The sequence below is a fragment of the Oleiphilus sp. HI0086 genome, assembly GCF_001635225.1.
In genome coordinates, this window is the sequence record NZ_LWFZ01000221.1 from 1 (window position 1) to 15,305 (window position 15,305).

The following is a 15,305-nucleotide window of genomic DNA, read 5'->3' on the forward strand; positions in this document are numbered from 1 at the left end:
TAACTTTAGAGAAAAGTTTATATTTCAATGTATTATTCCACACAGTTTCCGTTTCTTTAGTCCCAACCCATGGAAAACAAGTTCTTGTCAATAGATTCACCCATTGCTAGTGGTTCAAGTTCTCGGCCAAGAAAAGCCTTAGCCGGTGCGATTATACTGTCATTTTTGGCACATATTGCGCTGAGTCTTTGGGAAGGACAGAACGAAATCTTTGCGCCGATTGGAAAAACTTCGGTTAATGTTTCCTTAAGACCCTCGCAAGAGGAGGGGGACCCCGCTGATAAGGAGATTGTTGAAAACGTATCTGCTCAAATGCCTCGTGAAGTGGAACAAAAGAGGCCGGAACTCCCAGAAAAACCAAAAACACACAAGCAAAATAGTAAGGAAAGCATACTTGAGTCTGAACAAAAAAAGACTAAGAGAGAGAAAAGTGACAGGTCCGACGAAGTACCGAAATCAAAATCACAGGATATCGTTAAACCGAGTATACGTGATGTTGTACTGAGTTCCGTCGAGACTACTAGAGCCCTTTATAGCGAGCAAAAAATTGAGCAAAATAATTCTATTGAGCCCAATCAGCCACCAAGCGAAACGAAAGCCGATGAGCCACCTGATGAAAAGCCTGTAGAAGTACAGGAAACGGAACCTGAGGCGCTAGAGTTAATACCTAAACCTTCCTATGTTTTAGGAAGTGCTGATAACCCGGAACCCAAATATCCTCCCATTGCTGCAAAACGGGGCTGGCAGGGTACTGTTGTGATTGGAGTGAATGTCGACCCCAACGGTGGTGTCGAGAGCTTACTAATTATTCAAAGCAGCCACTATGGTGTGTTGGATTATACCGCTTGGGAAACTGTGCAAGATTCCTGGACGTTTAAGCCTGCACAAGTCAACGGTAAGAACGTCGCCAGCTATATCGAAATACCGATAAGCTTTCAGATTAAGTAACTGTTGAGCGTCATTTGGCCAGTGCTTATTGCATGGCATCCATAATGCTGGTTACTCTGATTTGACTGCTATACTTAAAAGAATAAGTAAGATAGCAGGCGATGAGGTTGTATGTTCCAAATACCTAATTATGCGATTAGTGAAACGCTTTTCTCAAGCGTTGGAACAAGGGTATTTCGCGCCCAAAATGCAGCCACAGGCGAGGGCGTCATTCTCCGTGCCTGCGGTGAGAATTGCGATATAGAAAGTCAGCGTGCCCGTATGGCTTTCAGCTACGAAGTTCTTCAGATGTTTGACCACCCGAACATCGTTAAAGCAATGGAATTGATCGATGATTCTTTATCGCCTTGTATGGTGATGGAAGATATTCGGGCATGGACTTAAAACGTTATGCTGAAAGTCAAGACTCCCATCAATTGCCTGTTCCTCTATTCCTTGATATTGCTATTCAACTCGCTGATGCCTTGGATGCGATTCACCATGCTCAAGTAATTCATAAAGACTTGCATCCCGGAAATATCGTTCTGAATCCGGATACCGGAAGAGTACAAATTATCGATTTCGGTCTGGCCTCATTATTAACGCGCGAACAGCCAGCCATTATCGAGCCTGATAAGCTTGAAGGTATTTTAAGTTATATTTCTCCCGAGCAAACAGGGCGAATGAACCGTGCTATAGACTACCGAAGTGATATTTACACTCTGGGCGTAACTTTCTATAAACTTCTGACGGGAGACTTACCATTCGAAGCTGATGATGCTCTGGGTATAGTGTATGCCCACATGGCGACTCAACAGCAGAGCGCTTCGACTAAAAGGCCAGCTTTACCAGCAGCTATTTCATCAATTATTGATAAAATGATGATGAAAAATGCTGAAGATAGATACCAGAGCGCATTCGGTCTAAAGCATGATTTGCTGCATTGTCAGCGTTCAATTGTTAAAGATGGCACGGTAAATGATTTTTTGCTGGCGACTAACGATGTATCTAGTCGCTTTTGCATACCTCAGACCTTATATGGCCGAAATGAAGAGCTTGGCCTTTTGCTTGAAAGCTTTGATAAAGCGAAACAAGGTCGGCCCCAATTACTGACAGTTTGCGGTTACTCAGGGATCGGCAAGTCAGCATTGATTCACGAAGTGTACAAACCCATCGCAGCGAGCAATGGCGTCTTTATAAGCGGTAAGTTCGATCAATTCCAACAAAATACACCATACTCTGCGATTAAGGCAGCTCTGACAAACTGGCTAAAACAAGAACTAAGGTTACCTGAAGATCAGCTGCTTTCACTGCGTAAACGCTTAGGTGAAGCTTTGGGTAATAACGTCAGAGTGTTAATTGAATTCCTTCCGGAATTGGAACTGCTTTTCGGCAAACACGAGGCACCTTTGCTTCTTGGTGCACAAGAGACGCTTGCTCGTTTCGTGCTAGTTTTTCAGGCTTTCATTAAAACCATTACAGAAGATAAGCCCTGGGTTATCTTTATTGATGACATTCAATGGGCAGACCGCGGAACTTTGCATCTGATACCGGAGTTGCTCAGTGAACCTGGTTGTCGCCTTCTTATATTACTTGCTTATCGAGATAATGAAGTTGATAGCCAGCACCCGGCTCAAAGCATGTTAAACAAAGTTGCCGCTCGAAAGTTTGAGGCGCAACATATAAAACTAAAACCGCTGAAAAAAGGCCAGTTACGTTTGCTAATTATGGATACTTTTCAGCGTACCCAAGCCGATGTTCAAGAGCTGGCAGATCTTGTTGTTTCAAAAACAGGAGGCAACCCTTTTTTCTCGATAGAGTTCCTTAAAGCGCTTGATAGGAAAGGTCTCGTAACGTTTGATATTTCAGAGCACTATTGGACTTGGGATTTGGAGACTATAAAATTAGAGTCGATAACTGATAATGTTGTCGAGCTCATGCTTGAACGCATGTCTGAGCTACCGATTAAAACCCAAAAGCTCCTCCAAAAAGCTGCATGTGTGGGTACCAGATTTGATTTGGAAACATTGGCTGTTGCCAGTGACTTACCCATGGAGGAAGTTGCTGAATCTTTGTGGCTGGCATTAAAAGAAGGCTTGCTTGTTCAGGAGGGGGGCGATTGGTTTTTAGCTGTAATCGGCGGCTTTCAGCAAACACTGCAAGGGGAGTACGGCGAAAGTGTATTGGTACCCCAAAAATTACTTAGCCAGTATTATTCATTGCGGAGCCATGAAACCGCAATTCATAGTTTTATCCCATCGTGTAAATTCCTTCATGATCGGATGTTGCAAGCAGCGTATGAGTCTTTGGGTGAGGAAGAGAGGGTCGATACTCACCTGAGTATAGGCTGGCGTCTATATAAGACTTATAGTGATGACGAAAAAGAAGAACGGGTGTTTGAGCTTGTGGAGCAGCTTAATCATGGCATCTCGCTTATTTCCGATCAGTTGGAAATTGAAAACCTGATCGAGCTTAATGTTTTGGCTGCTGAGAAAGCCAAGCTATCAAGTGTGTGGCTTGCTGCTGATCAATACTCAAGCTTGGCATTAATTTTATTGGGCGATAATGCATGGGCTGAGAGTTATGATAAGTGCTTCAAGCTCTATAAAATCAAAGCGGAAGCTGCATACTTAAACGGAGACCTTGAAGCATCTAAGCAACTTTACTCCCAGCTGGTCGATAATGCTATTGATCCTTTAGACAAGGTGGAGTTGCTTGCCTACCTGCTTGTGCAAGCCATAGGCCGCTCAGACTACGCACTTGGGCTAGAAATGGGGCGGCAGGCTTTGTCAATATTGGGTATTGATATTCCTGATGACCTAAGTTCTCTCAAAGCCATCATGTTAGAGCAAGCATCGCAACTAAGGGATGCGCTGGCTAAGCGTCCGATTAAGGATTTTGAAAACTGGCCAGAATGTAAAGATCGGTCGCATCACTTAACTAATTATGTTTTGGTTAATTTCGGTTTAGCTGGCTTTTTGATGCAACGCATAGAATTCGCTTCTGTTTGTATTCAGGCTAGTTTGATATCTGCAACACTGCATGGTCGAACTGATGCAACACCGGTGACCTTAACTACCTATGGCATGCTATTGGCGTTAAGAGATGAGTATGGGGCAGCCTATGAAGCTGGTGAAAAAGCTAAGCAGTGGCTGGAAAGTAATCCGAACTGTAGGGACTCCGCTTCTGCATGGAATGGAATTGGAGTGTCACTTGCACATCTAAAAGGACACGTCACAGAGTCATATTACGCTTACGAGAGAGGCTTCGAAGCCGGGATTGAGACAGGAGAGCTTGCTAGAGCAGGGGTGTGCTTATCTGCGAAGTCAACGATCAAAGCGGTTGCGGGCTTTCCCATTGAAGAGTTACTAACAGAGTATGAGGAGGCGAAGGCCTTTGTCGAGAAAAAGTCTTTGCGTGTTCCTTTTCTGCCGATACTTGAAAACTCTTGGCAATCTTATCTTAAGCACGAATACTTGCTTGGCGACGAAAACTTCGAGGCGACCTCGTTAGCAATTATCAATGGTAGTTCTTTCAAAGCCTTTCTCATGTATTGCCGTTTTGAATACTTCTTCTGGGACGAAGCGGATTGCGAAACACTGGTTGCGCATTTGTTTGACGCGGTTGCAAGTTACGGGCTTTTCAAAAGCCATTTTATGATGGTTGACCTATATTGCCTTAGTAATCTTGCCTTTATTCGTGCTCAGAGAGAGGGCTTTGTAGGCGCTAGTCATCAAGCATTCAAAAAATTGGAGAAAGTATCAAACGAGCTCAAGCACATTCTTCAGCTTCGAGCCGATTTATATTCTCTTAATCATGAGCATAAAATTGCTTTGGTAGAAGCAGAGCAGCTTGCCTTAGATGGCGCGCCTTTTGAACAAACGGCAAAGCGTTATAAACAGGCCATAAAGGAAGCCGAGGAAAACGGCTTTAGACAATATGCCGGTTTATCAAACGAATTCTTTGGACGCTACTTAATAGATATTGGTTTTGAATCCCTTGCCGATGTTCCGATTAAACGGGCACATAGCTGGTACAAGAGTTGGGGGAATAAAGCCAAAATTGATAGGCTATTAGCATGTTATCCTGAGCTGGCTATAAGTGAGAAACGTGATAAAACAGTGCCAGCCACATTTAGTAATTCGTCAAATGTTACGCTGACTCAGCAGTTTTCAACTGGCTTATCCGCGACCAGTTCAGTCAGGTCGGGAGAGGCTTTGGATTTTCAGTCAATCATAAAGTCAATGCAGACCCTGTCGGGGGAGTTGGATTTACACAACCTCATTGAAAGCATGATGAAAGTAATTCTTGAAAATGCAGGTGCACATATTGGGGTCTTGGTTGTACAGAGCCTGAAGGGGCCAAAGATAGAAGCTCAAGTCGATTTACCAAACGATCAGGCTTCCTATTTAATGCATATACCTCTGGAAAAGTCCGTGAATGTTCCTCAGGACATAATCAATTTAACACTTCGTTTAGGTGAAACAATCTGGCTAGAAAATGCTTGCGCTGACGGCGAGTTTAAAGAGGATGCTTATATATCGAAAGCAAGGTCAAAGTCGGTATTATGTTTGCCAATTGTTTACCGAAAATCTCAAATAGGCGCTCTGTACTTAGAGAATAACTTGAGTACAGGGGTCTTTACCGAGCAGCGCATGAGTGTGATAAAAGTCTTACTGACACAGGCTGCTATATCGCTTGAAAATGCGCGTTTGTTTAATGAAGTGACGGGCCTGAATGCTAGTTTGGAAGAGAAAGTAGCCCAGCGAACACGAGATCTGGACCAGGCTAATGTTGAATTAGCCTCAGCAAATAAAGAACTGGAGTCATTTAGTTACACTGTATCGCATGATCTAAAATCACCCTTACGCATGATCAAAGGCTTTAGTGATATCTTACTTGATGATTACGCCTCGCAGCTTGATGAAGAAGCGCAACGGATATTGGCGAAAGTCGTTGCCGGTGCCAAGTCGATGGAAGACTTGATTAACGGTTTGCTGGACCTGTCACGAATGCAGCGAAAAGAAGTAAAAAGAACAGACCTAAACTTAAGCGAAATTGCTGACACAGTAGTGGCCAATCTGCGCGATACCTATCCCCTGCGTGTCGTAGATATTTATATTCAGCCAGATATGAATATCAATGGTGATGCCAGAATGATGCATTCAGTCGTTGAAAACCTGATAAACAATGCCTGGAAGTACAGTAGCAAGACAGAATCTGCAGAAATAGCATTTAGCTCTGCTTTGGTAGAGGACGAACTCGGAAGAACAGAGCGCGTGTTTAAGGTTAAGGACAATGGTGCAGGTTTTGATATGTCACATGCCGGTAAGCTCTTCTCGACCTTCCAGCGATTGCATAACAAAAGTGACTTCGATGGCACCGGCGTCGGTTTATCAACGGTTAAGCGGATTGTCGAAAAGCATGGAGGGAGGGTCTGGGCCGACTCTGAGGTTGGCAAAGGCGCAAGTTTTTACTTTACTATTCCAGAGCAATAAATATTTAGGGCCAGAATAAAAATAGCCGTTTTTACTCTGGCCCTAAATATTTGCATACTTGACTTTTAAACCTGACATTATTACATTAGCGCCCACGTTACAGGTGTTCTTGGCTTTGTCCATTTGCTAAGAATGAAACGGGAAGTTGGTGAAGGCTGTATGTTAAAGCAGTGAATAAGTCCAACGCTGCCCCCGCAACGGTAATTGAGTAACAGGACTAGCTCTCGCCACTGTGTAATTAATACATGGGAAGGCGCTAGTTCTACTGACAGTGATCAGATGCTCATAAGCCCGGAGACCGGCCTGAGAACTTAATTTAAGGTATTGCGGAGGGCGATATTTGAAAATATTGCTGTGCGTAATTTTTCTCCAGTATATTTTTTACTTCCTTCGTAAGCCATCATCACATGCTGTTGGGTGAGTTGTGCTTAGACTTGTTGCTGCCTATTTAGTACTTATAATTTTTTCCTATCATGCTTATGCACAGGAAATATTAGGAAAACATAACGAAGTACTTGTTCAAACTTCACGCCCCAAGCTGACTGATGTTGACCCCTCAAGCAATACTGGTTTAGTTACCGTTATCAAGAAAGAAGATTTCTCTAGTGATGCCGTAAGCGTTGCCGATATAGTTGAGCGCCAAGTGGGGGTTCAAGTCAGAGATCTTGGAGGCTTTGGCAGTTTCAGTTCTGTTAGTGTTCGCGGCTCATCTAGTAAACAAGTAAACGTGTACTTGGATGGTGTATTGCTGAATGGCTCCTACCAGGGGGCTGTCGACTTGAGCCAGTTCTTACTTGGTGCGGTTGAACAGGTAGAAATATACCGGGGTAATGTCCCGATATATTTAGAGCAAGCCGGGATTGGTGGGGCAATTAATATCAAGACTAGCGGTGGTGCACGAAAAGCCGGTGGCTTACTTAGTTCAAGTCTTGGTTCAGAAGGCCTCAAACGTGCTGCAGCATCGTATAAAGGGAGTCTGGATACCCTTAATTATCTTTTTTCTGCTGAGCACTTTAGTGCTGACAATGACTATACAGTCATCAATACAAACGATACGCCCGATTATTACGCCGACGATTATGATCAAAATAAGAACAATAATGATGTTGTACATACATCACTTCTGGCATCATTTAACGAGCAGGTTAATGAGGCGTATCGATTTAGTTTAACTACGCAATACTCTAATAAAGAGCAGGGTGTTCCAGAGATACAAAACCTTGCAGACAATGATGCCACCTATGACTCAGAGTTCTTTTCGATGCAAGCCAATATAGAGCAGCATCTTAGGCGCGGTATTGTTTTTAACTATAGTTTATATGGACTTTATAAAGAAACGATATTTCGGGATGAGAAAAATCAAGTAGGTTTATTGCGAAATGATGACCGAACTGTATCAAAATCATTTGGTGGAAATATTAAAGCTAGTTTTTCTTCCGGTGCGAATCTTTGGGCCGCACTGTTAAGCGCAAAGATCGAAGGCTACGATCTACAGGAACGCATCGAAGGCACTTCTAGTCAATATCAGCGCGTGACAACTGTTGTCGGGCTACAAGATGAATGGCTGTCTAATTCAGGTTTTTGGTTGGTCAATGGTAGTGCTCGTGGGATCTCTGTCGTAGATGAAATAAAGCAGGATCAGGTTGCTGAGTTTTATCATGACCTCCAGCTTGGTTTGCTTGCACAGCTAAGTGCTGAGGTTCAATTCAGGGCCAACATCTCCAGAAATATTAGACTTCCCGAGTTAAATGAAATGTATGGTGATCGCGGGTTCACTTTAGGCAATGAAGACCTTGTTGAGGAAAAAGCCCTAAACACCGATATTAGCCTTAGTTATCAGTCAACCAGAACATCCGGTACGCTCGCTTTGTTTTATCGTGATCTTAACGATGCCATTGTCACTATTTACAACTCGCGAGGCATTGGCAAACCGCAGAATCTTTCTAAAGCGCAAGTGATCGGTATTGAAGTCAGCAATGAGCTTCACTTATCGAATTTTGTCTGTATTAATTCGAACCTCACCTTCCAAGATACTGAAGATAAATCTAACTCTAGAGCCTTCAGGGGGGAGTCCTTGCCGGGCGTTTATGACTTTTCCGGAACTGTTGAGATGCGGGTTGCCGACCAAGGGCGTTCGGTTGGCTTGGAATATGTACGGCAGTCGGGTGGTGTTTACGATTCAGCTGGTGTGGCCGAACTTCCCGACGTTAAGCAGGTTAACGCCAGTCTTGGCTTTAAAAGTGAAAAAGATTCACTCGAATTTAAAATTAAGAATGTTAGTGGTCAGCGTGTAAGCAAATACAACCGATTCCCAGGGCCCGGGCGTCAGTGGTTTGTTTCTTATGCTCATCAATTTTGATCGATAGTGTGTAAATACTATTAATAGGAGCAAGTAATGAATATTGAAAAAAATGTGGCAGGTAAAAAACTAGTCTTAGGGCTATTGGCGCTAGGTGCGATTGGCGTTACTGGTTGTTCAAGTGACAACAGTATCAAATCTGAAACAGCTGGTTTGTATGGAAATATTGCCGCATCAGTTTACGTTAGCGATACTTTGGCGTACTTTCAGGGAAACGAAAGCTGGGGTTCTAGTAGTCTTTATCAGTTTAACCCTACAACGGGTGCGGTAGTAACGGAGCCTGTTACCGGTTTCGAGAGTGTCGATATACAGTCGCTGGAACTTAGCCCATCGGGGCAGTTGTGGGTAGGTGTTGGAGACTTTGCAACACCTCAGATTCAGATTCTTAATACTAGTAATAACGCAGTGGTTGATACGATTCAGTTAAGCAATAACCCGGGAAGCATTACCTTTTCAGAAAACCTGAGTGGCGATTGCGCGAATGCTTGTGCATTTATTAAAGGTGTTGCATCTGATTATTCATCTAGTGATATTTCAATTGCGGAAGCAGTTGCGCCTTTTGACCACACTGAAGGATTTGCAGCTACGGATCGTTCTGATATCGATGTGGCAGTAAATGGAAGTGACTACTACAGAATAGGTAAGTACGGTGAAAATAACTTATCGAAGTACGATATAGACAACCCAAACACCTTAACCTGGCAGTACGGTTTGAATGATGAAGACGGCGAAAGCAACAGTAACCCATATGATGTGCTTTTCGCATCTGATGATAAAGCCTATGTTATTCGCTGGGGAGAAGGGTCAATTCTTGTCATCGATCCAAGCGTTACTGATAGCTCGTCAGATGATTTCGTATTAGATAGTATTGATATCAGTCATTATGATGAAGACGGCCTCCCGAATGCTTCTGCTGCATTGATCCATGAAGACGTATTGTATGTTGTCACTCAGGGACTTGATAGCTCGTATGCGCCGAATCAAGCCTACCTAATCGCAATTGATACACTGACTGACGCAGAAGTGTCAATTGGTACTGGTGAACTAGATGGCTTAGAGCTAACCGTTAAGAACCCAATTGAAATAGACCTTTTTGCAGGAGATTTATTCATAACAGGAGTGGGGCGTTATGCTTCGGGTGACCGTGCTGCTGAGTACACAGGTGGTATTGAGAGGATTGACCTTGATACGCTGAGCTCGTCGATAGTTGTGAACGACTAATTGAGTAAAGGTTAAGATATGACAACACTGATGATACAAGGCACCACTTCAGATGCGGGTAAAAGTACCTTAGTGGCTGCTTTGTGTCGTTGTTTGGTGAGGCGCGGCCATAAAGTGGCGCCTTTTAAGCCTCAGAATATGGCGCTCAACAGTGCTGTTACGGTTGATGGTGGCGAAATAGGGCGAGCGCAGGCATTGCAGGCGCACGCTGCTTGTGTTTTGCCGACAACGGATATGAATCCGGTTTTGTTGAAGCCTGAAACAGATACCGGTGCGCAGGTGATTATTCACGGTAAGTCCAGAGGCAACATGTCTGCGACGTCTTACCATGAATATAAACAGGTTGCGATGGCTGCGGTGCTAAGTTCACATGAGCGACTTGCTAATGAATTTCAGCATGTCATTGTTGAAGGTGCTGGCTCACCGGCAGAGATTAATCTACGCGACAGAGATATCGCAAACATGGGTTTTGCTGAGGAAGTGGATTGCCCGGTTATTTTAGTTGCCGATATTGATCGCGGCGGTGTGTTTGCACATTTGGTCGGTACTTTGTCATTGCTGTCTGAGTCTGAGCAAGCGCGTATCAAAGGTTTCGTCATTAACCGATTTAGAGGTGATATTTCCTTGCTTCAGTCTGGCTTGGACTGGCTGGAATCGTATACGGGAAAACCGGTGCTTGGTGTTCTGCCTTACCTTCATGGTCTACACCTTGATGCAGAGGATGCTTTGCCAGAGCAGATACTCGATCCAAGTTCTGAATATAAATTTCGTGTAATTGTGCCGGTTGTTCCACGTATAAGTAATCATACAGATTTTGACCCTTTGCGTTTGCATCCTGATGTTGATTTTCGTTATATCAATGTAGGGGACCCGGTTCCGCCTGCGGATTTGATCATATTGCCGGGCTCCAAATCCGTTCGTTCTGATTTAGGTTTCTTAGTTCAAAATGGTTGGAAAGACATTTTAAATCGTCATTTAAGGTATGGCGGAAAGGTGTTGGGAATATGTGGCGGTTATCAGATGCTAGGGCAATTAATCACTGATGAAAGTGGTGTAGAAGGTCGGCCAGGCAGTAGTGAAGGTTTCGCTTTGCTTTCGTGTGCGACTAGCTTGTTGGCTGAAAAGAAATTACTTAATTGTGTGGGCGAGTTAGCCGAAAGTTCAGCACCTGTAAAAGGCTATGAAATTCATACGGGAGTGACCACAGGACATGACTTGGCGCGCCCGATGATTGTCAATTTGGGGTCATCAACGGGTGACGCTTCTCTCGCGGGTACAGATGGCGCAACTAGTAGTGACGGCCTGGTTAAGGGTACCTATTTGCACGGTATATTTGATTCACCGGAAGCATTGCAAGCACTGCTAGAGTGGGCTGGACTAAGATCAGATACCACTGTCAACCTTGAAGAAGTGCGTGAGAAGCAGTTGGAGCGCTTAGCCAATGCTTTTGAGTCAGCGATTGATATGGATAAGCTGATAGAGTTACTGGAGCAGACCGGATGAAAAGACTCATTCTTGGAGGGGTAAAATCTGGCAAGAGCCGATATGCAGAACAGCAAGCAGAGCTAGTTATGGCAAACAATAGTGCATCGTCGATTTGTTTGCTTGCCACTGCACAAGCACTGGATGAGGAGATGGCAGCACGAATTGAGCGTCACAAGGCAGATCGGCCAGATCATTGGTGTGTGATAGAAGAGCCGCTAGAGTTGGCAAAAGTGCTTGAGGAACGTGCTGGTGAAGATATAGTGCTCGTTGTTGATTGTCTTACCTTATGGGTCACTAATCTTTTGATGCTTGAAGACAAAACACGCGTCCAGTTAGAGCTTGATCGATTTGTCGAGGCTGTCAGTCTAACAAATGTAGAATTAATTTTGGTTTCCAACGAGACCAATATGGGAGTCATGCCTTTAGGCGATTTAAGTCGTAAATATTGTGATGTAGCAGGGCTGTTACATCAAAGCTTGGCAAGCCTTTGTGATCAGGTCGATTTAGTTGTCGCAGGCTTGCCTCTTTCACTCAAATCCAATGCGAACAATAAGCCTGGCAGTTCTTAGGAAATATTGATGCTTGATAGCGAAAATAAAACTGCTGATCCTTTGTTAAGTGTGAATACTTTATCGTGGCACTGTGGTAATAAGGTGATCCTGCAAGATATTAGTTTTGCCCTATCAGAAGGAGGTTTTGTTGGCTTAATCGGCCCTAATGGCTCAGGGAAGTCCAGCTTGATGCGTTGCTGTTACAGAGTAAACAAACCGAGCAAAGGCAATGTGTCCTTAGGCGGCTCGGATATCTGGGAGAACAGCTTAAGGGACAACGCAAAGCAGGTGGCTGTCATTTTGCAGGAGCATCATGATCATTTAGGGCTGACGGTAAGAGAGGTTGTACTGCAAGGGCTAGCGCCCCACAAGGGCTTGTTTGAGTGGGATACAAAGGAAGATATTCGTTTTGTCAGTTCAGTTATTGCTGATATGGACTTATCGGCTGTTGAAGATTGCTTGTTCAGTATTTTGTCGGGTGGTGAGAAGCAGCGCGTGATGCTTGCAAGAGCAATTGTGCAGAAACCCCGCTTATTAATTATGGATGAGCCAACCAATCACTTGGATATCCACTACCAAATTGATCTGCTGAACAAGGTGAAGCATTTAGGAATAAGTGTTTTATCTTCATTTCATGACTTAAATCTCGCCGCGGCTTTCTGCGATAGTTTGTTGGTGTTAGACCGTGGCAGATTGGTTGCTCAAGGCTCTATAAATGAAGTGCTCAATGAGTCTTTAATATCCAAAGTCTTCAAGGCGAAGGTTAAGGTAGATCGCCATCCTAGCGCAGATGTTCCGAGAATTAGTTATGAATACTAGTGTCGAGGCTAGAACGGGTTCGCTGATTGCCGGTAAGTTCATAGCTTGCTTGCTAATTACTTTTCTCGTTCTGTTCTGTCTAGTTTCAGCTTTGGGTTTTGGGCCTATCAATATATCGTATGCCGAAATCATTAGTGTTATTACGGGTGAGGCATCGGCAGACCCTATCCATGAGCAAGTACTACTCGATCTGCGTCTTCCACGCCTGATACTTGCTTTCTTTGCGGGGGCTGGTTTGTCTTTAGCCGGTGCAGTTCTGCAAACGGTTACTCGAAATCCGCTGGCTGACCCTTATTTGTTTGGTATTTCCTCAGGCGCCTCATTTGGCGCTGTGCTGGTCATTGCCGCAGGTGGAGCTAGTTCAATGCTAAGTGATGCTGGTCTGTATGATCTCGGTATCACTGCTGGAGCGTTTATTGGCAGTGCTGTGTCGGTTATTCTGGTTATCTCTCTTTCGGGTATGGGGGCGCAAATTGAACGAATGTTATTAGCCGGCGTTGCGGTTTCTTTTATGTTCAGCGCGGCAACGAGCTTGGTTTTATATATGGCTGATGCTCAAGCCGTTGCATCGCTTATTTTTTGGACTATGGGTAGTTTTAGTAAAGCTCACTGGGGAGCATTATGGATGCCGTCTTTAGTTATTCTTATTTGTATCGCAATATTTTTTGCCAATCACCGGCGTTTGCGTGTCATGCTTGCGGGGGATGAAAGTGCGACCGCATTAGGAGTGGATGTAAAGCGTTTGCGAATTTCTATGTTATTGCTTAGTTCTTTGTTAACGGCAACGTTGGTTGCAAATTGTGGTGGCATAGGCTTTGTTGGTTTAATGGTGCCCCATATTGTTAGAAGGTTGCTAGAGCGCCGGAGTAAGCACGTTTTAACGGCGTGTGTATTATTGGGTGGTTGTTTCATGGTATGGGTTGATGTGCTTGCACGTACCTTGATCGATAATAATGAGCTACCCGTTGGTGTCATTACAGCAGCAATTGGTAGTGCCTTCTTTCTTCTGGTTCTTCGTCGTCGAGGATGGTAAATCGTGCTTATGTTCAGAGTACTTAATTTATTGCTTTTGCTAGTCTTGGCTTTTCAAGCTTCCTTGTCTCATAGTGACGAAACTTCCCACGCACCCTTTGTTGCAAAGCGAATCGTAGCGCTTTCTCCACACTCAGTTGAGTTATTATTTTCTCTAGGTGCTGGAAGTAGAATCGTAGCAACGACAAGCTATGCTGATTTTCCTGATGAAGCTAAGAGAATACCTCAGGTCGGTGGTTACAATGGGATTCAACTTGAGAGTGTGCTCGCCTTAAAACCGGACTTGATTGTTGCTTGGGAAGGAGGCAATCCTGCCGGTGATATTGATCGCCTAGAACGCTTGGGCTTAAAGGTCTATCGTAGTGAAACCAAGCGTATGGCAGATATTGAAACGGAAATCATAGAGCTGGGGGCCTTGACTGGGCTGAATGCGAAAGCCGCGGAGCTCGTTGCAACGTTTAAGCAAGACTGGCAGGGCATACAGAAAGAGAATCATCATAAAGCGCCAATAAGCTTCTTTTACCAGTTGTGGAATGAGCCCTTAAGAACGATAGGTGCGGGCAGCTGGATCAATGAAATTTTAACGAGTTGTGGTGGAGTAAATATATTTGATGATACTTCGCTAGATTATCCGCAAGTGAGTCTAGAGGTTATTCTCAAGGCGAAACCTAAAGTGATCATTGTTCCTTCGCATCATGGTGCAGAATTGGGCGATGCACAACAATGGGCTACCTGGCGCGAGATTCCAGCAGTAAGAAATCAGCATATATTTTCCGTGAATGGTGACGTAATGCATCGTTTTTCACTTCGCGTGATTGATGGAATGAAGTCCGTTTGCAGTGCTTTAGATCAAGTCAGAGCCCGCTCATAAAATAAATAATCTAACCTACCTTCCTGAAGGAGTACGACCTTGGAAAAGCAAGATAAAAATGCTTCACATAAAAAGAAGATGCAAAAACAAAAGGCCAATGTAGACGCTAATATCGAGGCAGCCAATATTGAACGTGGTGTCTTAATAGTGCTTACAGGAAATGGCAAGGGAAAGAGCAGTTCTGCTTTTGGCATGGTTTTGCGGGCCTTGGGCTATGACCATAAGGTTGGAGTAGTACAGTTTATCAAGGGGGCACAGCTTTCAGGTGAAGAGCTTTACTTAAAAAACAAATTGCCAGATGTAGACTTCTATCAAATGGGGACTGGCTTTACCTGGAACACGCAAGATCGAGAAGCAGATATCGAAGCGGCCGAAAAAACCTGGAAGGTAGCGGAGAAAATGCTTGCAGATGACAGCTACAACTTGGTCGTGCTGGATGAGCTGACCTATATGATTGCCTATAAATACCTCGAAGAAGAACGAATTCTTTCTGCTTTGCGAGATAGGCCTTTTGAGCAAAGCGTGATTGTTACCGGACGAGG

Annotated in this window: 11 protein-coding genes and 1 riboswitch; all 11 genes read left to right on the plus strand. The window is 44.2% G+C overall.

Annotation, left to right across the window (positions count from 1 at the left end):
- Window positions 1–84 precede the first annotated feature (84 nt).
- The gene (locus A3756_RS02880) at window positions 85–948 is read left to right on the plus strand and encodes an energy transducer TonB (RefSeq protein WP_197470039.1); all 864 of its coding nucleotides are present in this window, start codon (window positions 85–87) and stop codon (window positions 946–948) included.
- A 111-nt stretch (window positions 949–1,059) separates the two neighbouring features.
- Window positions 1,060–1,332 (plus strand): hypothetical protein, encoded by a 273-nt coding sequence (locus A3756_RS02885; protein WP_068515697.1) that lies wholly within the window; start codon window positions 1,060–1,062, stop codon window positions 1,330–1,332.
- Window positions 1,323–6,425: an AAA family ATPase gene (locus tag A3756_RS02890; RefSeq protein ID WP_068552896.1), complete on the plus strand. Its 5,103-nt coding sequence runs from the start codon at window positions 1,323–1,325 to the stop codon at window positions 6,423–6,425. Before A3756_RS02885 ends, A3756_RS02890 begins: the two co-directional genes overlap by 10 nt.
- Before the next feature lie 84 nt (window positions 6,426–6,509).
- Window positions 6,510–6,747: riboswitch (cobalamin riboswitch) on the plus strand.
- 102 nt (window positions 6,748–6,849) lie between these two features.
- Window positions 6,850–8,784: a TonB-dependent siderophore receptor gene (locus tag A3756_RS02895; RefSeq protein WP_068552898.1), complete on the plus strand. Its 1,935-nt coding sequence runs from the start codon at window positions 6,850–6,852 to the stop codon at window positions 8,782–8,784.
- A 36-nt stretch (window positions 8,785–8,820) separates the two neighbouring features.
- Window positions 8,821–10,005, plus strand: a complete 1,185-nt coding sequence (locus A3756_RS02900) for a hypothetical protein (RefSeq protein ID WP_068552900.1) — start codon at window positions 8,821–8,823, stop codon at window positions 10,003–10,005.
- 18 nt (window positions 10,006–10,023) lie between these two features.
- Window positions 10,024–11,508, plus strand: coding sequence for a cobyric acid synthase (locus A3756_RS02905; RefSeq protein WP_068552902.1), 1,485 nt, complete (start codon window positions 10,024–10,026; stop codon window positions 11,506–11,508).
- On the plus strand, window positions 11,505–12,059 hold the full coding sequence (cobU, locus tag A3756_RS02910) for a bifunctional adenosylcobinamide kinase/adenosylcobinamide-phosphate guanylyltransferase (protein WP_068552905.1): 555 nt from the start codon (window positions 11,505–11,507) through the stop codon (window positions 12,057–12,059). The genes A3756_RS02905 and cobU overlap by 4 nt, the downstream gene beginning before the upstream one ends.
- A gap of 9 nt (window positions 12,060–12,068) precedes the next feature.
- Window positions 12,069–12,860 carry an ABC transporter ATP-binding protein gene (locus tag A3756_RS02915; protein ID WP_068552907.1) on the plus strand — a complete coding sequence of 264 codons (792 nt, stop codon included), beginning with the start codon at window positions 12,069–12,071 and terminating at the stop codon, window positions 12,858–12,860.
- The gene (locus A3756_RS02920; protein ID WP_068552909.1) at window positions 12,850–13,893 is read left to right on the plus strand and encodes an iron ABC transporter permease; all 1,044 of its coding nucleotides are present in this window, start codon (window positions 12,850–12,852) and stop codon (window positions 13,891–13,893) included. Before A3756_RS02915 ends, A3756_RS02920 begins: the two co-directional genes overlap by 11 nt.
- Window positions 13,894–13,902: 9 nt before the next feature.
- Entirely contained in the window at window positions 13,903–14,763 is an 861-nt protein-coding gene (locus tag A3756_RS02925) for a cobalamin-binding protein (RefSeq protein ID WP_082865058.1), read from the plus strand.
- Window positions 14,764–14,802: 39 nt separating this feature from the next.
- Window positions 14,803–15,305, plus strand: a 503-nt coding sequence (locus tag A3756_RS02930; protein ID WP_082865059.1) for a cob(I)yrinic acid a,c-diamide adenosyltransferase, incomplete at its 3' end; no start/stop codon positions are given.